The 19,196-nt window shown below is 69.3% G+C and carries 17 protein-coding genes; 8 read left to right on the top strand and 9 right to left on the bottom strand.

Annotation, left to right across the window (positions count from 1 at the left end; genetic code table 11):
* Positions 1-517: 517 nt before the first annotated feature.
* Positions 518-961 carry an SRPBCC family protein gene (locus tag ASD69_RS00565; RefSeq protein WP_056172571.1) on the top strand — a complete coding sequence of 148 codons (444 nt, stop codon included), beginning with the start codon at positions 518-520 and terminating at the stop codon, positions 959-961.
* Positions 962-1,164: 203 nt separating this feature from the next.
* Here ASD69_RS00565 and hutU read toward each other — a convergent pair whose 3' ends face one another.
* Positions 1,165-2,835 (bottom strand): urocanate hydratase, encoded by a 1,671-nt coding sequence (gene hutU / locus ASD69_RS00560; RefSeq protein ID WP_056176329.1) that lies wholly within the window; start codon positions 2,833-2,835, stop codon positions 1,165-1,167.
* 144 nt (positions 2,836-2,979) lie between these two features.
* Here hutU and ASD69_RS00555 point away from each other — a divergent pair, with 144 nt between their 5' ends.
* Positions 2,980-3,561, top strand: coding sequence for a TetR/AcrR family transcriptional regulator (locus ASD69_RS00555; RefSeq protein ID WP_056172568.1), 582 nt, complete (start codon positions 2,980-2,982; stop codon positions 3,559-3,561).
* A 292-nt stretch (positions 3,562-3,853) separates the two neighbouring features.
* Here the strand turns inward: ASD69_RS00555 and ASD69_RS00550 are convergent, their stop codons facing one another.
* Entirely contained in the window at positions 3,854-4,261 is a 408-nt protein-coding gene (locus tag ASD69_RS00550) for a hypothetical protein (protein ID WP_157489191.1), read from the bottom strand.
* A gap of 110 nt (positions 4,262-4,371) precedes the next feature.
* Positions 4,372-4,956: a DUF4440 domain-containing protein gene (locus ASD69_RS00545; protein ID WP_235567123.1), complete on the bottom strand. Its 585-nt coding sequence runs from the start codon at positions 4,954-4,956 to the stop codon at positions 4,372-4,374.
* A gap of 112 nt (positions 4,957-5,068) precedes the next feature.
* Here ASD69_RS00545 and ASD69_RS00540 point away from each other — a divergent pair, with 112 nt between their 5' ends.
* Positions 5,069-6,319, top strand: coding sequence for an ectonucleotide pyrophosphatase/phosphodiesterase (locus ASD69_RS00540; protein ID WP_056172559.1), 1,251 nt, complete (start codon positions 5,069-5,071; stop codon positions 6,317-6,319).
* Here ASD69_RS00540 and ASD69_RS00535 read toward each other — a convergent pair.
* A complete protein-coding gene (locus tag ASD69_RS00535) occupies positions 6,316-6,738 on the bottom strand; it encodes a protease inhibitor I42 family protein (RefSeq protein ID WP_056172556.1) in 423 nt (140 codons plus the stop codon). The two genes, ASD69_RS00540 and ASD69_RS00535, sit on opposite strands and share 4 nt — an antisense overlap.
* A gap of 130 nt (positions 6,739-6,868) precedes the next feature.
* Between ASD69_RS00535 and ASD69_RS00530 the strand changes: the two genes are divergently transcribed.
* Together ASD69_RS00530 and ASD69_RS00525 are read left to right on the top strand one after the other, a co-directional pair.
* Positions 6,869-8,455 (top strand): DNA-3-methyladenine glycosylase 2, encoded by a 1,587-nt coding sequence (locus ASD69_RS00530; protein ID WP_056172553.1) that lies wholly within the window; start codon positions 6,869-6,871, stop codon positions 8,453-8,455.
* A 61-nt stretch (positions 8,456-8,516) separates the two neighbouring features.
* The gene (locus ASD69_RS00525; protein WP_056172551.1) at positions 8,517-9,044 is read left to right on the top strand and encodes a methylated-DNA--[protein]-cysteine S-methyltransferase; all 528 of its coding nucleotides are present in this window, start codon (positions 8,517-8,519) and stop codon (positions 9,042-9,044) included.
* A 212-nt stretch (positions 9,045-9,256) separates the two neighbouring features.
* Here ASD69_RS00525 and ASD69_RS00520 read toward each other — a convergent pair whose 3' ends face one another.
* Positions 9,257-10,609, bottom strand: coding sequence for a formimidoylglutamate deiminase (locus ASD69_RS00520; RefSeq protein WP_056172548.1), 1,353 nt, complete (start codon positions 10,607-10,609; stop codon positions 9,257-9,259).
* A gap of 113 nt (positions 10,610-10,722) precedes the next feature.
* Between ASD69_RS00520 and hutI the strand changes: the two genes are divergently transcribed.
* Complete coding sequence (gene hutI / locus ASD69_RS00515) at positions 10,723-12,006, top strand: imidazolonepropionase (protein ID WP_082576189.1); 1,284 nt, start codon at positions 10,723-10,725, stop codon at positions 12,004-12,006.
* Positions 12,007-12,039: 33 nt separating this feature from the next.
* Positions 12,040-13,248 (top strand): dipeptidase, encoded by a 1,209-nt coding sequence (locus ASD69_RS00510; RefSeq protein WP_056172545.1) that lies wholly within the window; start codon positions 12,040-12,042, stop codon positions 13,246-13,248.
* A 173-nt stretch (positions 13,249-13,421) separates the two neighbouring features.
* Here the strand turns inward: ASD69_RS00510 and ASD69_RS22315 are convergent, their stop codons facing one another.
* From ASD69_RS22315 to ASD69_RS00500, 3 genes are all read right to left on the bottom strand, one after another.
* Positions 13,422-13,559, bottom strand: coding sequence for a hypothetical protein (locus tag ASD69_RS22315; RefSeq protein WP_200943916.1), 138 nt, complete (start codon positions 13,557-13,559; stop codon positions 13,422-13,424).
* An 810-nt stretch (positions 13,560-14,369) separates the two neighbouring features.
* Positions 14,370-14,561 carry a 30S ribosomal protein THX gene (locus ASD69_RS00505; RefSeq protein WP_056172544.1) on the bottom strand — a complete coding sequence of 64 codons (192 nt, stop codon included), beginning with the start codon at positions 14,559-14,561 and terminating at the stop codon, positions 14,370-14,372.
* A 140-nt stretch (positions 14,562-14,701) separates the two neighbouring features.
* Positions 14,702-15,112, bottom strand: coding sequence for a MerC domain-containing protein (locus ASD69_RS00500; RefSeq protein ID WP_056176324.1), 411 nt, complete (start codon positions 15,110-15,112; stop codon positions 14,702-14,704).
* A 97-nt stretch (positions 15,113-15,209) separates the two neighbouring features.
* On the opposite strand from ASD69_RS00500, the gene ASD69_RS00495 reads away from it, so the two are divergent.
* A complete protein-coding gene (locus tag ASD69_RS00495) occupies positions 15,210-17,240 on the top strand; it encodes a TonB-dependent receptor (RefSeq protein ID WP_056172540.1) in 2,031 nt (676 codons plus the stop codon).
* A gap of 140 nt (positions 17,241-17,380) precedes the next feature.
* Here ASD69_RS00495 and ASD69_RS00490 read toward each other — a convergent pair whose 3' ends face one another.
* Positions 17,381-19,084: a hypothetical protein gene (locus tag ASD69_RS00490; RefSeq protein WP_157498862.1), complete on the bottom strand. Its 1,704-nt coding sequence runs from the start codon at positions 19,082-19,084 to the stop codon at positions 17,381-17,383.
* Positions 19,085-19,196: the final 112 nt, after the last annotated feature.

The following is a 19,196-nucleotide window of genomic DNA, read 5'->3' as shown; positions in this document are numbered from 1 at the left end:
CGCTGGAGGGACGGGAGTACGGCGGAGGCCGTCGTACCTGCTTACGGGTACGACGAACCAGGAGCGGCGAATTCGACATGCGGCGAACGATTCATCGTCGCTCGCCCCCGCAGCCGACCCATCGCCCCGCGCATCCTGGCGCGCGGTCGTCTCAAAGGCTGGGACGGCGCCCCTATTCAGCCATGCCGCGACGAATACGGAAACTGTCGAAAAGTTCGAAAAGTTGCGTCGCAAGGCGTCGATCAATGCGCGCACCGACGATCGGAGCACACCCAACGCCCGCTCATCGTGCTCTCCAGGTCGTCCGACCACACGCATCGGCGGCTGGTGCGTCACGAGAGCACGCAGCACCGATACGACAACCGCGCCGTTCTCACCCTCTCGCGATCCGCACGGCTACCGGAACCAGAACGCATACACCGGCCCCACGCCGAAAAAGGTATAGACGCGATGTCGATCCCGGCCCCGCTCGTTCGTCGGACACAGTGAGGGCTACACCTCGCCTAGGAGACTACCCATGACCGGCACCGTCCGTTTGCACCGCGTTTTCACCGCCCCGGCCGAGCGCGTCTATCGCGCCTTCCTCGATGCCGCGGCCCTGTCCAAGTGGCTGCCGCCCGACGGCTTCACCTGCACCGTGCACGAGCTGGACGCGCGCGTCGGCGGCAAGTACCGCATGAGTTTCAGCAATTTCTCGACCGATCAGGGCCACAGCTTCGGCGGCACCTATCTGGAGTTGGTGCCGAACGAGCGCATCGTCCACGACGATCGTTTCGACGCCCCCGAGCTGCCCGGCACCATGGTCACCACCATCAGCCTGCGCCCCGTGTCCTGCGGCACCGAGCTGCAGGTGGTCCAGGAAGGCATCCCCGATGCGATCCCGCCGGAGCAGTGCTATCTGGGCTGGCAGGAATCGCTGACCCTGCTGGAACGCCTGGTGGAACCGACGATACCGGGCTGATCGCGGCCGCACCACGCAAGCGAAGACGGCCCGATCGCCGGGCCGTCCATTCGCTCGATGCTCACCGAAGCCCCAAGGAGCGGTGCAAGTCGCGACCACGGGGTAGCCGCGCAGGCCGCCGGTTTCGCCGCGCTTGCAGGGGCGCGGCGCGGCTGGCGCCGCTCTTACAGGAGGCGACCGCGGCATCCGCGACCGCCGTCGGCTCACAGCATCGGCAGCTTCAGGCCCTGCTCCTTGGCGCAGGCCTGGGCGATCTCGTAACCCGCATCGGCATGGCGCATCACGCCGGTGCCGGGGTCGTTCCACAGCACGCGCGCGATGCGCTTATCGGCCTCGACGCTGCCGTCGCAGACGATGACCACGCCGGAGTGCTGCGAATAACCCATGCCGACGCCGCCGCCGTGGTGCAGCGAGACCCAGGTCGCGCCGCCGGCCACGTTGAGCATGGCGTTGAGCAGCGGCCAATCGCTGACCGCATCGCTGCCGTCCTTCATCGCCTCGGTCTCGCGGTTGGGCGAGGCCACGCTGCCGCTGTCGAGGTGATCGCGGCCGATCACCACCGGCGCCTTGAGCTCGCCGTTGCGGACCATCTCGTTGAAGGCCAGGCCTAGCTTGTGGCGCAGGCCCAGACCGACCCAGCAGATGCGCGCCGGCAGGCCCTGGAAGCTGATGCGCTCCTTGGCCATATCCAGCCAACGGTGCAGGTGGGCGTCGTCGGCGATGATCTCCTTGACCTTGGCGTCGGTCTTGTAGATGTCCTCGGGATCGCCGCTGAGCGCGACCCAGCGGAACGGGCCGACGCCGCGGCAGAACAGCGGGCGCACATAGGCCGGCACGAAGCCCGGGAAATCGAACGCGTTCTCGCAGCCCACGTCCTGGGCCATCTGGCGGATGTTGTTGCCGTAGTCGAAGGTCGGGATGCCTTGGCGTTGGAACGCGAGCATCGCCTCCACGTGCACGCGCATCGATTGCTTGGCCGCATCGCGCACGCCCTCGGGATCGGTCTTCTGCGCGGCCAGCCACTGCTCGACGGTCCAGCCGATCGGCAGGTAACCGTGGACCGGATCGTGGGCGCTGGTCTGGTCGGTGACCGCGTCCGGCCGCACGCCGCGGCGCACCAGCTCGGGCAGCACCTCGGCGGCATTGCCCAGCAGCGCGATCGAGCGCGCCTCGCCGGCGGCGGTGTACTTGGCGATGCGCGCCAGCGCGTCGTCCAGGTCGCTGGCCTGCTCGTCGACGTAACGGGTGCGCAGGCGCATGTCGATGCTGCTCTGCTTGCATTCGATGTTCAGCGAACAGGTGCCGGCCAGCGATGCCGCCAGCGGCTGCGCGCCGCCCATGCCGCCCAGACCCGCGGTCAGGATCCACTTGCCCTTCAGGTCGCCGCCGTAGTGCTGGCGGCCCATTTCGACGAAGGTTTCGTAGGTGCCCTGGACGATGCCCTGCGAGCCGATGTAGATCCAGCTGCCGGCGGTCATCTGGCCGTACATCATCAAGCCCTTCTTATCGAGCTCGTTGAAGTGCTCCCAGGTCGCCCAGTGCGGGACCAGGTTGGAGTTGGCCAGCAGCACGCGCGGCGCGTCGGCGTGGGTGGGGAACACGCCGACCGGCTTGCCCGACTGGATCAGCAGGGTTTCGTTGTCCTCCAGCTCGCGCAGCGATTTCAGGATCGCGTCGAACGAGGGCCAGTCGCGCGCGGCGCGGCCGATGCCGCCGTAGACCACCAGCTCGGCCGGGTTCTCGGCCACTTCCGGATCCAGGTTGTTCTGGATCATGCGGTAGGCCGCCTCGCTCAACCACGACTTGCAGGTCTTGTCGCTGCCACGCGGGGCGCGGATGACGCGGGTGGGGTCGTTGCGGCTGGCTGCGGACATGGCGGTTTCCGGCATTCGAGGGTGTAGGAAATTATCGCGCCGCGTTCCGAGCGCCCGCCAGCGCGGGCGACGCGAATGCGCGCCCGCGCCCGCCGATTTCGCCCCGATTTGCCACGCCAGAAGGAAAATGTATACGCTGTATACATGAGCGCGCCCGCCACCGCCGACCGGATCCTGCGCGCCGCCCGCGCCCTGTTCGAGCGCGACGGCGCCGCCGCGGTCAGCATGCGTCGGGTCGCCGAGGCGGTCGGAATCACGCCGATGGCGATCTACCGCCACTTCCCCAATCGCGAAGCCCTGCTCAAGCGCATCAGCGACGACAGCTTCCAGGAGATCGCGCACCACTGGAGCGCGCGCAAGGAAGGCGGCGACGTGATCGCGCGCCTGATGGCGATCCAGCGCATCTACCTCGACTACGCGCTCGCCCATCCGCATTTGTTCGACCACGCCTTTTCGATCCGGCGCGAGGACGCGCGCCGCTACCCCGACGATTTCCGCGCGCGCCGCTCGCCCACCTTGAACGTGGCCGCCGACGTGGTGATCGAGGCGCAGCAGGCCGGCCTGCTGAAAGCCGGCGACCCCTGGGACATCGCGATGACGCTGTGGGCGCAGTCGCACGGCCTGATCTCGCTCTACCGCGGCGGCCGTTTCAACTACGACGACCGTCAGTTCCGCACCTTCTACGAGGCTTCGCTGGGACGAGTGCTGGATGGGCTCAGGGCTTGAGCGTTGGCAGAAGTCCCTACGGGCCTCGCCCACGCAGACGCCGTTGCGCGGCCGTGGGGTAGGAGCGGCGTAAGCCGCGACCGCGCTGCTGCGCCTTCGGCGAAACTGCCCACTTATCGAGACAGGGAGGATCAGCTAACTGCATTGCGCCGGCCACTGTGAGATCACGGTCGCGGCTCACGCCGCTCCTACCCCAAAACCAAGTTCGGTCCGAAGCCTGATCGATACTGCGTGAACCAGATACGAAAACGCCCGGCCGGAGCCGGGCGTCGCGGAAAGCGGCAGGCGCGTATCAGTGGATCGACGGATCCAACTGGCGCAGTGCCTCGGCGATGTCGGTCTGACCGGTGCGATCGATGTCCTCACGGGTGTAGACGCGGCCGTTGGCGGCGACGCAGCCCTTGCGTCCCTTGCCGTTGCTCGCCGAACGGTCGCGGATATGCGTGCCGGTCTGGCGCAGGCAGTTGCGATCGACTTCGGCCTTGGACTGGGTGTCGGCCTGGGTACCGGAGGTACCGTCGGTACGGACCTGCGTCGACACGTCGGTCCGTGCCGAAGTCGTTTGGCCCGAGGTCGTCTGGGCCGAAGTCGTTACGCCCGCCGTCGTGTGGCCGGACGTGGTCTGGGTCGGAGCGGTGGTCTGCGCCGAGGCCGCGAAGGCGCAGGCCGCGAGCAGGCTGGCGAGCAATACACGTTTCATACGACACCTCGAACGCGCTGGGGAGATCGACGGCCGTAGCCGTCGTAAAGCCACCATACGCCTCCGGGCACGCTGGGTGCGTGCTATCCCCGCCCGCGTTTAGGCGTTCGTCAGCCTCGCGGACAGGTCGTACGCCGGGCGTCGCGGAACGCCATCGCTTCGGCCGAGGTCACCGGCCGGCCTTCGATGCCGTCGTCGAACAGGACCCGCCAGACGCCGTCGCGATCGCGGTGCCAGACCGAGTGGAAGCTGCCGATCGAAAAGCGCTGCTTGGCGTCGGGTGCGCGGTCCTCGAACAAGGACGGCCCACTGGACCAGGCCACGTCCGCGGCCCCGCCGATGGTCACGCGCGTGGGGTACCACTCCAGCCGCACCGCCTTGCCTTCGATGATGCCGGCCCAACGCTCGGCGATGGCCTTGCGGCCGCGTGTCGGTGCGCTGCGGCTGGCGCCGAACGCGGCCCCGGACTGCAGGTGCTCCGCGAATGCGGCCGCATCGTGGTCGGCGACCGACTTGGCGAAGCTGAGCTCGCGCGCCCAAACCTCGCATTCCTTGGCACTGAGCTCGGGCAGCGTGCTCGGCGGCGGCGGCGGGTTCTCCATTACCACCGGCGCGGGCCCGGTCTGCGCCCAAACCGGCGCCCCCACGGCCAGGAATAGCGCCGCGACGGCGCAGCGAACGGCGGTACGGCGCATGGCGACTCTCCGGGCAAAGGGCCAGGCCACTATCGGCACAGGCGCCCGGCGCCGCCAGCGACGGAAGTCATGCCGACGTCTGGACGCAATCTGCGCCCGTTATGATCCGGCCATGCGCTCCTATCTGCCGGCGGCCGCGACCGCCCTGCTCGCCCTTTTCCTCGCCGCCTGCGCCACCCGCGCGCCGCAACCGGCCGCGGCCGAACCCGCACCGGTGCTGTTGATCTCGATCGACGGCTTCCGCAACGACTATTTCGAGCGCGGCATTTCGCCCAATCTCGAACGCATCGCGCGCGACGGCGTGCGCGCGGCGTGGATGAATCCCTCCTATCCCTCGCTGACCTTCCCGAATCACTACACCATCGTCACCGGCCTGCGCCCGGACCACCACGGCATCGTCCACAACAGCATGTGGGAAGACGGCCTGGGCGATTTCCGGGTCGCCGACCGCAAGGCCGTGGGCGACACCCGCTGGTGGGGCGGCGAGCCGATCTGGGTCGGCGCCGAGAAAGCGGGCCTACGCAGCGCGACCTTGTTCTGGCCCGGCAGCGAGGCGCCGGTGCAGGGCCGTAGGCCGACGCGCTGGCGGCCGTTCGACGAAACCGTCTCGGCCGATGCGCGCGTGGACGAAGTGCTGGGCTGGCTGGGCGAACCGGCGGCGACGCGGCCACGCGTGATCACGCTGTACTTCGATGCCCTGGACAAAGCCGGACACGAGCACGGTCCGGATTCGGACGAGGCGCGCGACGCCATCCGCACGATCGATGCCGCGATCGGCCGCCTGCTCGACGGCCTGGCTGCGCGCGACCAGCTCGAACGGGTGAACCTGATCGTGGTCTCGGACCATGGCATGGCCACGGTCGCGCTGGGCCACGCGATCGCGGTCGAGGACATGGTGTCGATGCAGGAGGCGACCGTGGTGTCGATCGGACAGTCGATCGGCATCGTGCCCAAGCCCGGCCAGGAAGCGACGGTGGCGGCGAAGCTGGTCGGCCGCCACGAACAATACGACTGCTGGCGCAAGCAGGACCTGCCCGCGCGCTGGCACTACGGCCGCCATCCGCGCGTGCCGGCGATCGTATGCCAGATGCACGAAGGCTGGGACGCGATCCAGCGCTCGGCGCTGGCGAAACGTCCGAACGCGAACCGCGGCTCGCATGGCTACGACCCGGCGCTGCCGTCGATGCGCGCGATCTTCCTCGCCCGCGGCCCCGCGTTCCGGCGTGGCGCGACCCTGCCCGCGTTCGACAACGTCGACGTCTATCCGCTGCTGGCGCGCCTGGTCGGCATTCGTCCGGCGCGCAACGACGGCGACATCGCGCCGCTGCTGCCGGCCCTGCGCGACGACCAGCAGCGGCCTTAACGGACCTCGATCGTCCAGGCCACGTTGCGCACGGGCGGCACGTCCTTTTCCCAGGCCCGGCGGTAATCCATGCGCAGCTCGCCCTGGCCCTTGGCGACGGCGCGGAAGCGCCAGGTCTGGGTGCCGCCACCGCCGACCGCGCCGGGATTCGACAAGGCCATCGCGGGCTCGCCGACCCGTTCCAGCGTGCCCGCCGCGGCGGCCTGATCGACGATCCAGCCGTAGCCGGTGCTGGGATTCGCCTCGACCTGGACCACGACGGTTTCGCCCACGCTCAACACCACCGGCGCGGCGCTCTCGGCGGCGCTGAGCACGCGCTCGGCGGAGGACGCCGGCGCGGAGCCGGCGCCGTTACCACTGGCGCAGGCCGCCAGGCTCAGCGCGAGCGCGCAGCCGACAAACAGATGACGAGAATTCATGGCGGAGCTCCCTGCTCGGACGGTGCCGCGGAGTATGCATCGCGGTCGCCGAAACCGCCGTGACGCGGCCTCCACGTCCATGTCCGAATCCGGCGAGTCCTAGCCCCGCGACGGTGCTAGCCTGGGTTCCATGCCGACCTTCCCCGCCCCCGTCGCCCAGGACAGCCTGCCGCACTGGCGCGTCTGCGAACAGGCGCGTCTGAGCCGCGACCCGCGCTTCGACGGCCTGTTCTTCACCGCCGTCACCAGCACCCGCATCTATTGCCGGCCGGTGTGCCCGGCGCCTGCGGCCAAGCGCGAGAACGTCCTCTATTACGGCAACGCCGCGGCCGCCGAAGCCGCCGGTTTCCGCCCCTGCCTGCGCTGCCGTCCCGAGCTGTCGCCCAGCGACGGCGCCTGGCGCCGCGGCGACGCCGCGGTCGCGCGCGCGCTCAAACTGATCGACCAGGGCCTGCTCGCCGAACATCCGCTGTCGGCGCTGGCCGAACGCGTCGGCCTGGGCGAGCGGCAACTGCGGCGCTTGTTCGTGGAGCGTCTGGGCGCGGCGCCGATCGGCGTGCACGGCACGCGCCGTCTGCTGTTCGCCAAGCAGTTGTTGACCGAGACCGCGCTGCCGATCACCGAAGTCGCAATGGCCGCCGGCTTCGGCAGCCTGCGCCGCTTCAATGCCACGTTTCTCGAGGCCTACCGCATGGCCCCGCGCGATCTGCGCCGGCGCCCGAACGAGAACGCCGGCGCCGGCGACGACGTGCTGACCCTGCGCCTGGGTTACCGCCCGCCCTACGACTTCGCGACCATGCTGGATTTCCTGCGCGGTCGCGCCCTGCCCGGCGTGGAAAGCGTCGACGAGTACAGCTACGCGCGCGTGATCGGCCCGATCGAACGGCCGGGCTGGCTGCGGGTGAGCGCCTGGCCCGGCGGCGAACACGCGCTGAAACTGGAACTGCACGGGCCGGCGCCCTCGCGGTTGTTGGAGATCATCAACCGCCTGCGTCGCATGTTCGATCTGGACGCCGATCCGAACGCGATCGCCGACGCGCTGTCGGTGGACCCGCGCCTGCGCCCATTGTTGAAGAAGCGCCCTGGGCTGCGCCTGCCCAGCGGCTGGGACGGTTTCGAAATCGCGGTGCGCGCGATCCTCGGCCAGCAGGTCAGCGTGGCCGCCGCGCGCACCCTCGCCGCGCGCCTGGCCCAGCGTTTCGGCCAGGCCCTGCCGCATCCGTTCGCGCCGGGCCTGGAGCATCTGTTCCCGACCCCGGACGCGCTAGTCGACGCCGACCTCAGCCAGATCGGCCTGACCCGCGCGCGCGCCGACACCGTGCGCACGGTCGCGCGCGCCCTGCTCGACGGCCGCGTCGACAGCGGCGTGGGTTTCGGCGCCGAGCGCACCCTGGACGATTTCGCCGCGCGCTGGGTCGCGCTGCCCGGCATCGGTCCCTGGACCGCCAACTACATCGCGATGCGCGCGCTAGGCCACCCCGACGCCTTCCCTGCCGACGACCTGGTGCTGCAGAAAGCCGTGCCCGAGGACGGCAGCCGCATGAGCGCGAAGGCGCTGATCGCGCGCGCCGAGGCTTGGCGACCGTGGCGCGCCTATGCGGTGATCCATCTGTGGCGCGATTCCATGGGCGCGCCCAAGCCGGTCGCCAAGCCGATAGCGCCGCGCACGCGCAGCCGCGCGCAGGCCGCCGTCGAAGCGAGGAGCGATGCCGAATGATCCCGCAACGCCGCGAGCGCCCGTCGCGCCGCGCCCTCGCCGCAACCGCGAGGCCGCGCGCATGAGCCAGATCCGCCTCAAGGACGGCCCCATCACGTATCGCCACATCGACAGCCCGGTGGGCCCGCTGCTGCTCGCCAGCGGCGACGACGGCCTGCGCCTGATCGAGTTCGAAGCGCCCTGGCATCCGGCCGCGATCGACGCGCGTTGGCAGCAAGGCGACAACGCTGTGCTCAGCGAAACGCAGAAGCAGCTCGACGAATACTTCGCCGGCACGCGGCGCGCGTTCGACTTGCCGTTGGCGCCGCACGGCACCGCGTTCCAGCTGCAATGCTGGCGTACCCTGGCGCTAATTCCCTGGGGCCAGACCTGGAGCTACGGCCAGATGGCGCGGCACCTGGGCCAGGCCAGCGCGATGCGCGCGGTCGGCGCCGCCAACGGCCGCAACCCGCTGCCCATCGTGCTGCCCTGCCACCGCGTGATCGGCGCCGACGGCAGCCTCACCGGCTTCGGTGGCGGCCTGCCGACCAAGCGTTTCCTGCTGGAACTGGAAGGCGCGCTCGCCCCGGCGAACGATTTGTTCGGCTAGTCACCGCGCGTCTCCGGCTCCCGCCCCCTGTGGGAGCGGCGTAAGCCGCGATAGCGAGACCGCACTGTCGACGAATGTCGCGCCACGTGACGAACGCCTCCTTACGGGGCGTTCTCGCTTGCAGTGCGTTGCGGATCGTCGGTTTCGTCGCGCGTTGCGGTTGCACGATCGCGGCTCACGCCGCTCCCACAGCAAGCGGGTCGCGGTCGCGATCAGGCGGTTTCCAACAACACCCGCATCGCGCGCTGGTACGCGGCCGCGACCGCGTCGCGATCGCGATGGCGCCCATCGGCGACGACGCGACGGCCGCCGACCCAGGTCTCGCGCACCGCCGGGCGGTTGCCGGCGAACAACCAGCGGTCCAGCGCATCCTCGTCCTGCGCGCCGGCGAAGATCGGCGCCTGCGCATCCAGCACCAGCGCATCGGCGTACTCGCCGACCGCAAGGCTGCCGATCGCGTGCCCGGTCGAATCCGCTGCGCTCGCGGCGACCCCGCGCATCAGGGTCTCGCCGACACTGGGCACCGCCGCGTCCACGGCGATATTGCGCCGGCGCGTGATCAGGCGCTGGCCGTATTCCAGCCAACGCAGCTCCTCGATCGGCGACACCGAGATATGCGAGTCCGAACCCACGCCCCAGCGCCCGCCCGCATCCAGATAGTCGCGCAAGGGGAACAGGCCGTCGCCGAGATTGCCCTCGGTGGTGGTGCAGATCGCCACCGTCGCGCCGCTGCGCGCGATCGCCTGCGTCTCGTCCTCGTCCAGGTGGGTGGCGTGGACCAGGGTCCAGCGCTCGTCGACCGGGGCGTGATCGAACAGCCAGCGCACCGGCCGCGCCTTGCGGATGGCCAGGCAGTCCTCGACCTCGGCGACCTGTTCGGCGATGTGGATGTGCACACGGCTGTCGGCCGGCAGCGCGGCCAGCGTCTCGGCCATCGCCTGCGGCGGCACCGCACGCAGGCTGTGCAGCGAACAGCCCACGCGCAGGCCGTGACCGACATCGCCACGCAGGCGCTGCAGCAGGTCCAGATAGTCCTCGACCTGGTGGCCGAAGCGGCGCTGGCGTTCGCTCAGCGGGCGCTCGTCGAAACCGCCGGTCATGTACAGCACCGGCAACAGGGTCAGGCGGATGCCGGTGTCGCGCGCGGCCGCGATCAAGGCGCGCGACATCGCGGCCGGATCGTCGTAACGGCGGCCGTCGGGCGCGTGATGCAGGTAATGGAACTCGCAGACCGTGGTGTAGCCGGCCTCCAGCATCTCGACATAGAGCTGCGAAGCCACCGCATACAAGGTATCGGGCGAGAAGCCGGCGGCGAAGCGGTACATGGTCTCGCGCCAGGTCCAGAAGCTGTCGCGCGGATCGGTCTGGCGCTCGGCCATGCCGGCCATCGCGCGCTGGAACGCGTGCGAATGCAGGTTGGCGATGCCGGGCACCAGGCGCGCCGCGTCGGCGACCGGCGCGACGCCGTCCACGGCGAGGATGCGGCCGTCGTCGTCCAGGCGCAGCCCGGTGTCGTGGCGCCAACCGGCGGGGGTCCACAGCGTGGTCGCGTCGAGATTTTCCATGCGCCGGATTCTACAGACCCGCCCTACGTACGCGCTGCGCGCAGCGTCGCGACGCGCCGCAGGCGCCCGATCGCACGCGCTCCGCCAGACACCCGCTCCGTTAGAATCGAGCCATGAACCGCCCCAGCCCCCACGCCGCCTCCGCCGGCGACGCCCTGCCGCCGCAGGACCTGCCCCTGGATGGACTGATCGTCGGCGCCTCGCTGGCCACCTTGGATGCGGATGAAGGCTACGGCGAGATCGCCGACGCCGCCCTGGGCTGGCGCGACGGCATCCTGCGCTACGCCGGCCCACGCGCCGGCCTACCCGGCGACCCGGCCACGCTGGCCGCGCAGGTGATCGTCGCCGACGGCTGGATCACCCCCGGCCTGGTCGACTGCCACACCCACCTGGTGTTCGCCGGCGACCGTGCGCGCGAGTTCGAACTGCGCCTGCAGGGCGCCAGCTACGAGGAGATCGCGCGCAACGGCGGCGGCATCGTGTCCACCGTGCGCGCCACCCGCGCCGCCGACGAGGACGAGCTGCTGCGGCAATCGCTGCCGCGCGCGCAGGCGCTGATCGCCGACGGCGCGACCACCCTGGAGATCAAGTCCGGCTACGGCCTGGACTACGAACACGAACGCAAGATGCTGCGCGTCGCGCACCGCATCGGTGAGGTGCTGGGCGTGAGCGTGCGCACCACCTATTTGGGCGCGCACGCGCTGCCGCCCGAGTTCGCCGGCCGCGCCGACGACTACGTGGCCGCGGCGTGCGGCTGGATGCGCCCGCTGCACGAGGAAGGCCTGGTCGACGCGGTCGACGCCTTCTGCGAAGGCATCGGCTTCAGCCCAGCCCAGACCCGGCGCGTGTTCGAGACCGCGCGCGCGCTGGGCCTGCCGGTCAAGCTGCACGCCGATCAGCTCAGCGACCTCGGCGGCGCCGCGCTGGCGGCCGAGTTCTCCGGCCTGTCAGCCGACCATGTCGAGTACACCTCGCAAGCCAGCGTGCGCGCGATGGCCGAGCACGGCACGGTCGCGGTGCTGCTGCCGGGCGCGTTCCATGTGCTACGCGAGACCCGACTGCCGCCGCTGGACGCGTTCCGCGAACACGGCGTGGCCATGGCCGTGGCCACCGACTGCAACCCCGGCACCTCGCCGCTGCAGTCGCTGCGCCAGGCCATGCAGCTGGCCTGCACGCATTTCCGCCTGACCCCGTTGGAGGCGCTGCGTGGCGCCACCGTGCATGCCGCGCGCGCGCTGGGCTGCGACGACCGCGGCGCGTTGCGCGTGGGCGCGCGCGCCGACTTCGTGCGCTGGCGCATCGGTCACCCCTCCGAGTTGTGCTATTGGCTGGGCGGCGCGCTCGCGGGCGAGGTCTACGCCAACGGGCGCCGTATCGCCGGCAGTACGACCGAGTAAAGCGTCTCCTTTCCCAAACCCCGAGGTTTCCGCATGCGCTCTCTGCTCGTCGCCGCCTGTACCCTCGCCCTGTTCGCCGGCCACGCCCGCGCCGACGAGGCCCTGAGCCCGGCGCAGAAACTCGCGCGCGCCGCGACCATCGTCGACACCCATATCGACGCGCCGACCGAACTGCTCAAGCATTGGAACGATCTCGGCCTGGATTCGCCCAAGGTCGAGTTCGACTATCCGCGCGCGCGTCAGGGCGGCCTGGACGTGGCCTTCATGTCGATCTACACCTCGCCCGAGCAGGACAAGGACGGCAGCGCCTGGCAGGTCGCCAGCACCCAGATCGACGCGGTCGAGGCCATGGTCGGCCGGCATCCGGACAAGTTCGCGATCCTGCGTTCGCCGCAGGATTACACGCGCCTGATCGACGGCGGCCGGGTACTGCTGGCGCTGGGCATGGAGAACGGCGCGCCGATCGGCGACGACCTGGCGCGCCTGAAGCAGTTCCACACGCGTGGCGTGCGCTACATCACCCTGGCCCATAGCCACAGCAACCGCATCGCCGACGGCTCCTACAGCCTGGAGCGGCCGTGGAAGGGCGTGAGCCCGTTCGGCCTGCAGGTGATCGCAGAAATGAACCGCCTGGGCATCATGGTCGACGTCTCGCACCTGTCCGACGACGCCACCCGCGCCGCGCTGGCCGCCAGCCGCGCGCCGGTGATCGCCAGCCATTCCGGCCTGCGCCATTTCACCCCCGACTTCGAGCGCAACCTCAGCGACGAACTCGCGCTGGCGATCGCCAAGCAAGGCGGCGTGGTCCAGATCACCTTCGGCAACGCCTTCGTCGACCCCAAGACCGCCGCCGACACCACCGCCTATTTCCGCGCGCGGCCCGAGTTCGACCGCGCCCGCACCGACGCGGTCGCGCGCGGCGAAACGCCGCCCAGCGCCGAGGAATTCGATAAGGAATGGGAGCGCACGCACCCGGCGCAGCAGGTCAAGATCGACGCGGTGCTGGACCAGATCGACTATGCGGTGAAGCTGCTGGGTGCCGACCACGTCGGCATCGGCTCCGACTTCGACGGCGTCAGCGGCGCGTTGCCAGAAGGCCTGCGCAGCGTCGGCGACTACCCGAACTTGATCGCCGGTCTGCAGGCGCGCGGACACAAGGACGAGGACATCCGCAAGATCCTGGGCGAGAACCTGCTGCGGGTGTGGCGCGAAGTCGAGAAGGTCGCGGCCGCGGGCAAGTAAGGCCAGTCAGCGCGCTGCGCTCCGATCCCGTAGCTAGCGGCCCTCACCCCAACCCTCTCCCGCCGCGCGGGAGAGGGGGCACATTCGCGACAGTCGACGTAACGCCGGAAGCGACGCTGCATCGCCGCCGATAACGAACCCATAGCGCCGCGCCGTTGCGGCTGCGGCTGCGGCTAGGGTTGCGACTGCAGTTGCAGTTGCAGTTGCCGTTGCAGTTGCCGTTGCCGTTGCAGTTGCAGTTGCAGTTGCAGTTGCAGTTGCAGTTGCAGTTGCAGTTGCAGTTGCAGTTGCAGTTGCAGTTGCCGCGGCATTGAAGTCCAAAAGCAATGCACTCACACGACCACTCGTAGACCCGTAGGGCGGCGCGCAGGACGCGCGCCGTTTTTCGAATGGACAGGGATGTCCATTCGAAAAATCCCGGCGAAAGCCCCGAACTCGCAGGGTAGGGTTGGTCACGCTAGCCCTTCTCTTTGGTTACTTTCTCTTGGGCTAGCAAGAGAAAGTGACCCGCATGCGCAGCAGGCGGAAGCCGTTGACCTTCGAGCCCTTCTCTTTGGTTACTTTCTCTTGGGCTAGCAAGAGAAAGTGACCCGCATGCGCAGCAGGCGGAAGCCGTTGACCTTCGGTCAGAAGAGGCGACAGCAAAGCAACAGCAAATCCTCCCCAACCCGCCCGGCCAGCAGGCACAGCCTGCAGGCGTTCACCCGTGCACGAACCTGCGGTTCGTAAGCCGCACGGCTTCACCCTTTTCCAAAGGAGGGAGCCAGTAGCGAGAGAAAGTGACCCGCATGCGCAGCAGGCGGAAGCCGTTGACCTTCGGTCAGAAAAGACGAAAGCGAAGCAACAGCAAATCCTCCCCAACCCGCCCGGCCAGCAGGCACAGCGCGCTGGCGTTCACCCGTGCACGAACCTGCGGTTCGTAAGCCGCACGGCTTCACCCTTTTCCAAAGGAGGGAGCTAAGAGCAAGAGCTTGCTAATGACGAACAAGCGCGAAAGCCCTCCTGCGTAGTCACAAGCGAGCAGAGCCACGAAGGCCCGGCATCCCCATCACCCCATCCCACACCACAAAACAAAAAACCCCGCCGAAGCGGGGTTTTCAGCGCAGCGTCGGAACCGACGCTTACTCCTTGGCAGCGGCCTTCTTGGCCACGACCTTCTTGGCTACCGGCGCCTTCGCAGCCGGGGCCTTCGCGGTCTTCTTCGCGGCCGGCGCGGCGGCCGTGCCGGCGGCCTTGGTCACGGCCTTGCGGGCGTTGCCGTAGCTGGAGTTGTAGCGCTTGCCCTTGGCGGTCTTGCGGTCGCCTTTACCCATGGTCGTGCTCCTGAATTATTCGTTAGTGCGGTATGCGGTCGCGCGCCGGACGGGCGCGGTCGACGTAAGGATCCGGCCCACGCGTCGCGCGCGAGGCTGCGAAGCCTAGCACAAGCGGCTTTCGCGGTCCCGGCCGGCCCTCAGTGGGCGCAGCTGGCGTCGTGCACGTGGCCGTGATTGAGCCGCAGATTAGCCAGATGGGCCAGCCCGACCAGGGTACCGCCCAGGGTCATCACGATCGCGTGCGGCACCACCGAATGGTGCAGCGGCGCGTACAGCACGCCCAGCCACAGCACCAGCAGGCCCGGCGCCAGCAACGACAGGGCGCGCACGGCGTGGTGGCGGCGATAGCCCCAGACCACGCTGAACAGACCCAGCAGGGTCGCGAATACCACGAAGGCCAGCTCGAAGCTGTCGTCGAACCAGCCGGCCACGCCCAGGGTGGGCAGGACCGCGATCAGCAGCGGCAGCAAGGCGCAATGGACCGCGCACAACAAGGAGCCGAAGGCGCCAAGGCGGTCGAGGAAACTGCGGGGACGTAGGGGAGGCATCAGCAACGCGAGCAAGGGCGGGGTGACTTCTGGGAGGGTGCAAATCGCATTTCGTTACTATATAACATTCCACATCCTCCCGTCACCTGCCCGGATCATGCCCCCCATGCTAGCCCGTCGCCCGCGCCGCAGCCTGCTTGCGATCGCCCTCACCCTCGCCCTGCCGCTCGCCGGCCCCGCCCTCGCCCAGCAAGCGCCCGACCAGGCCTCCGGCAGCGACACCGCCAGCGACAAACGCCACGATCAGCCCACCGACCTGGACTCGGTGGTGGTGACCGCCTCGCCGCTGCGCGCCAGCGCCGAGGATCTGGCCCAGCCGGTCGAGGTGCTGTCCGGCGAGAAGCTGGACGAAGCCCGCGGCGCGACCCTGGGCGAAACCATCGGCAAGCTGCCCGGCGTACAGAGTTCCAACTTCGGCGCCGGCGTCGGCCGCCCGATCATCCGCGGCCTCGAAGGCCCGCGCGTGGGCGTGCTGTCCGGCGGCATGGCCACCCAGGACGTGTCGACCGTCAGCCAGGACCACAACGTCAGCGTCGAGCCCTTCCTGGCCGATCAGATCGAAGTCCTGAAAGGCCCGGCCACCCTGCTCTACGGCAGCGGCGCGATCGGCGGCGTGGTCAACGTGGTCGATGGCCGCATCGCCGAAAAACCGCTGGACGAAACCGTGTCCGGTCGCGCCGAGGTGCGCCACGATACGGTCAACGACGGTTTCACCGGTATGGCCCGCGTCGACGCCATGGGCGCCGACGGCGCGCTGGTGCTGCACGCCGACGGCGTGTACCGCAACAACAAGGATTACCAGACCCCGCTGGGCCGGCAGCGCAACAGCTTCGTCGACACCAAGACCGGCGCGCTGGGCGCGTCGCTGGTCGGCGACCTGGGCTTCCTCGGCTTCTCGGCCTCGCGCTACGAGGACAGCTACGGCAACCCGGGCGAGCCCGGCGATATCGCCGCGGGCGAAGCCGGCGTACACCTGGAAATGAAGCAGAGCCGCTTCGAGAGCAAGGCCGGCATCAACCAGGAGTTCGGCATCTTCAGCGGCCTGCGCGCCAGCGTCGCCCACACCGATTACGAGCACGTCGAATTCGAGGGCGAGGAAGTCGGCACCCGCTTCACCAACGAAGCCACCGAAGGCCGACTGGAGCTGACCCACAAGCCGTTCGGCGGCTGGATCGGCGCGTTCGGCCTGCAGGGCTACGACCGCACCTTCGAGGCGATCGGCGAAGAGGCCTTCGTACCGCGCACCCGCACCAAGGGTTACGGCGCCTTCGTGACCGAGCAGAACGAATGGGATGCGCTGCAAGTCGAATTGGGCGCGCGCGTCGACCGCATCGAGAGCAATCCGGCCACCGGTTTCGATCGCTCGTTCACCCCGCTCAGCCTGTCGGCCGGCGCGATCTGGAAGTTCAACGAGGCCTGGCGCCTGAGCCTCAACCTGGACCGCGCCGAACGCGCGCCGGCCGAAGAGGAGCTGTTCGCCGACGGCCCGCACGTGGCCACCGCTTCGTTCGAGATCGGCGACGCCGATCTGCGCAAGGAGCGCGCCAACCAGTTCGAACTCGGCCTGCATTACCACGGCGCGCGTTTCGAGGCCAAGCTCTCGGCCTACCAAACCAACTTCGACGGCTTCATCTACCTCAGCGACACCGGCCTGATCGAGGACGACCTGCCGGTGCGCCAGTGGAGCCAGGCCGATGCGCGCTTCCGCGGCTTCGAAGCCGAGGCGATCGCGCACGTGTTCGACGGCGACGCCGGCAAGTTCGACGTGCGCGTGTTCGGCGATCGCGTGCGCGCGACCCTGGACGAAGGCGGCAACCTGCCGCGCATCGCGCCGGCGCGTTTCGGCGGCGAGCTGCGCTGGAACGCGTCCTCGTGGCGCGCCTCGCTGGGCGCCACGCGCTACATGAAGCAGGACGACGTGGCCGTGGGCGAAACCCCGACCGACGGCTATACCCTGGTCGACGCCCACCTCGCCTACCACTGGGACACCGATCAACTGGGCTGGGAGCTGTTCCTGGACGGCACCAACCTGACCGATCAGGAAGCGCGCGTGCACACCTCCTTCCTCAAGGACACGGTGGTGTTGCCGGGCCGCGGCGTGGCCTTCGGCGTGCGCATGTTCTTCTGATCGCGAGTTCGCGATGGCCTTCGCCGCACGGATCGACGCGCGGCATCGCGGCCCGCGCATGAACTCGGACGTTTAGGCAGCGTGCCCGCAGCGTCGCCGTCCCGCTCCGCGGACGGCGACGCTGGCGGACATGTACGTCCTTAGCGCGAGGTCTTCCCAGCCTTGGCCGCGGGCTTCGCCGGTTTGGTCTGCTTGAGCGCCTTGCCGGGCTTGGCGCCGGGGCGCGTGGGCCGCTGCACCGGCTTGCCGGCCTTCACCGACTGAGCGCGCAGCGACTGCAGCTGCGCCGCGCTGGCTTCCAATGCCTTGCCCAGGTACTCGACGATAACGCCCTCCACCGCCTGCAGACTCTCGGCGATGGCGTCGATCGCCAGGCCGTCGTGATCGCGCATGAGCGATGCCAGCTTCTGCTCGTCCTCGGGCAGCTTCGCGGCCAACAGATTGACCAGAGTGCCCGCCACCGCCCGACGCAGGTCCTGCAAGGGCAGCAGCGAGGGCGCGCCGCCCTCCTTGGCCTCGCCGCGCACGCGCGCACTGTCGAGCAACTCGGCCAGGCCAGAACCGCGACCGGCGGTGGCCAACATGCCGTCCACCAGGTCCGCCAACGCGCCCGGGCCCGCACGCGCCAGCAACACTTCCTCCACCACCCGGCCCAGCTTCAACAGCGGATCCCAGGGACAGGGATGCGGCAGCGGCAGGCGCAGCTCGGCGATCTCGTAGTCGTAGCGGATCGCCGCGGCGGTCAGGAACGGCCAGCAGTAACGGCGGCCGATCGGCGCCAACCAACGCACGGTGTTGAGGTAGTAGCTACGGATCTTCTGGTATTCCGGCGTCGGCATGCCGCCGGCGTACAGCCCGGTCCGTGGCAGCCCGGTGCTCGGGTCGTTGCCCGCGCCGGAACCGTTGAGGTTGATGTTCACGAAGTGGTGCCAGGTCGCGTCGCACACGATGCGGCCGGCGCCGGCCGGATCGCCGTCGTAGGCCGAGATCGCGCCGAAGCTGCGCGGATAGACCGGCGGCTTGGTGCCGCTGGAGGTCGGCGCGCCGCTGACGATGAAGCGTCCGGCCGACATCGAGACCGCCACCACCACCGGCGCGATCCGCGCGCCACCGGCGCTGGGCGCGGGCCATTCCTCGATGCCCGCGAAGTTGCCGGCGACCGGCGTCGGCGCCAGGCAGCGGCTTTCGTGCGGATGGTCGGGCAGATAGTCCACCGCGCCGGAACTGTGGCGCAGCACCGGATGCACCGCCCAGGTCGAGGCCACGAAGGGATCGCCGCCGTTGGAGAAGAACACCGGGAACATGCGCTGCGGAATCGCGTCGGCCTGATCGTTGAACTGCTTGATGCCGTCGGCGCCCGGTTCCAGCACGGTGTCGTGGCGGTCCACGGTCGCCATCGGAATGCTGGCCCAATCGCGCATCGAGCGGATCCGCGGCAGGTTGGCGCCCATGCCCGCGCCGATAGTGTCGTGGTCGCCGGTGGCGAACATGCCGCCGCCGTCGCGCATGAACTGGGCGATACGCTGCTGCTCGGCGGGCTGCAAGGCCGAGGTGCTGAAGGCGAACAGCCAGATCTGGTCGTAGTTGGCGACGGTCACCGCGGTGGCGGCGGTCGCGAAGTCGTAGCTGCCGGCGATGCTGAGGCCGGGACCGGAGCCGGAGCGATGCGCGGTGGTCACGGTGTGGCCGGCGTTGCGCACCACCTGCACGAACTCGGACAGCCCGAAACCGGCAGTGCCGAAGTCGAGCGAGCTGTCGGCGACCATCAGGATGCGTTGCGGACAGGGGAACTTGTAGAGGATATCGATGTACGGATTGCCGTGGATGAAGATATCGCCGGGCATGAACTGCTCCTTGTCGTGTCGACTGTAAGCGCGCTGTGCGCGTCGCCGGTGCAGCGGCCTCATGGCCGCATAACTCCCTGTGCGAAGGTGAACGCAACGCGCGTTGCGGATC

The sequence above is a fragment of the Lysobacter sp. Root604 genome (assembly GCF_001427505.1).
GTDB lineage: Bacteria > Pseudomonadota > Gammaproteobacteria > Xanthomonadales > Xanthomonadaceae > Lysobacter.
This window is presented reverse-complemented; position numbering and strand designations above follow the sequence as displayed.

Excerpts from the sequence above, each read along its gene's own strand:
- ASD69_RS00555 (WP_056172568.1), top strand. The coding sequence starts at position 2,980 with ATGAGCGCGCCCGCCACCGCCGACCGGATCCTGCGCGCCGCCCGCGCC.
- hutI (WP_082576189.1), top strand. The coding sequence starts at position 10,723 with ATGAACCGCCCCAGCCCCCACGCCGCCTCCGCCGGCGACGCCCTGCCG.
- ASD69_RS00505 (WP_056172544.1), bottom strand. The coding sequence starts at position 14,561 with ATGGGTAAAGGCGACCGCAAGACCGCCAAGGGCAAGCGCTACAACTCC.
- ASD69_RS00500 (WP_056176324.1), bottom strand. The coding sequence starts at position 15,112 with ATGCCTCCCCTACGTCCCCGCAGTTTCCTCGACCGCCTTGGCGCCTTC.
- ASD69_RS00540 (WP_056172559.1), top strand. The coding sequence starts at position 5,069 with ATGCGCTCCTATCTGCCGGCGGCCGCGACCGCCCTGCTCGCCCTTTTC.
- ASD69_RS00545 (WP_235567123.1), bottom strand. The coding sequence starts at position 4,956 with ATGCGCCGTACCGCCGTTCGCTGCGCCGTCGCGGCGCTATTCCTGGCC.
- hutU (WP_056176329.1), bottom strand. The coding sequence starts at position 2,835 with ATGTCCGCAGCCAGCCGCAACGACCCCACCCGCGTCATCCGCGCCCCG.
- ASD69_RS00495 (WP_056172540.1), top strand. The coding sequence starts at position 15,210 with ATGCCCCCCATGCTAGCCCGTCGCCCGCGCCGCAGCCTGCTTGCGATC.
- ASD69_RS00510 (WP_056172545.1), top strand. The coding sequence starts at position 12,040 with ATGCGCTCTCTGCTCGTCGCCGCCTGTACCCTCGCCCTGTTCGCCGGC.
- ASD69_RS00565 (WP_056172571.1), top strand. The coding sequence starts at position 518 with ATGACCGGCACCGTCCGTTTGCACCGCGTTTTCACCGCCCCGGCCGAG.
- ASD69_RS00490 (WP_157498862.1), bottom strand. The coding sequence starts at position 19,084 with ATGCCCGGCGATATCTTCATCCACGGCAATCCGTACATCGATATCCTC.
- ASD69_RS00520 (WP_056172548.1), bottom strand. The coding sequence starts at position 10,609 with ATGGAAAATCTCGACGCGACCACGCTGTGGACCCCCGCCGGTTGGCGC.
- ASD69_RS00530 (WP_056172553.1), top strand. The coding sequence starts at position 6,869 with ATGCCGACCTTCCCCGCCCCCGTCGCCCAGGACAGCCTGCCGCACTGG.
- ASD69_RS00550 (WP_157489191.1), bottom strand. The coding sequence starts at position 4,261 with ATGAAACGTGTATTGCTCGCCAGCCTGCTCGCGGCCTGCGCCTTCGCG.
- ASD69_RS00525 (WP_056172551.1), top strand. The coding sequence starts at position 8,517 with ATGAGCCAGATCCGCCTCAAGGACGGCCCCATCACGTATCGCCACATC.
- ASD69_RS22315 (WP_200943916.1), bottom strand. The coding sequence starts at position 13,559 with ATGCCGCGGCAACTGCAACTGCAACTGCAACTGCAACTGCAACTGCAA.
- ASD69_RS00535 (WP_056172556.1), bottom strand. The coding sequence starts at position 6,738 with ATGAATTCTCGTCATCTGTTTGTCGGCTGCGCGCTCGCGCTGAGCCTG.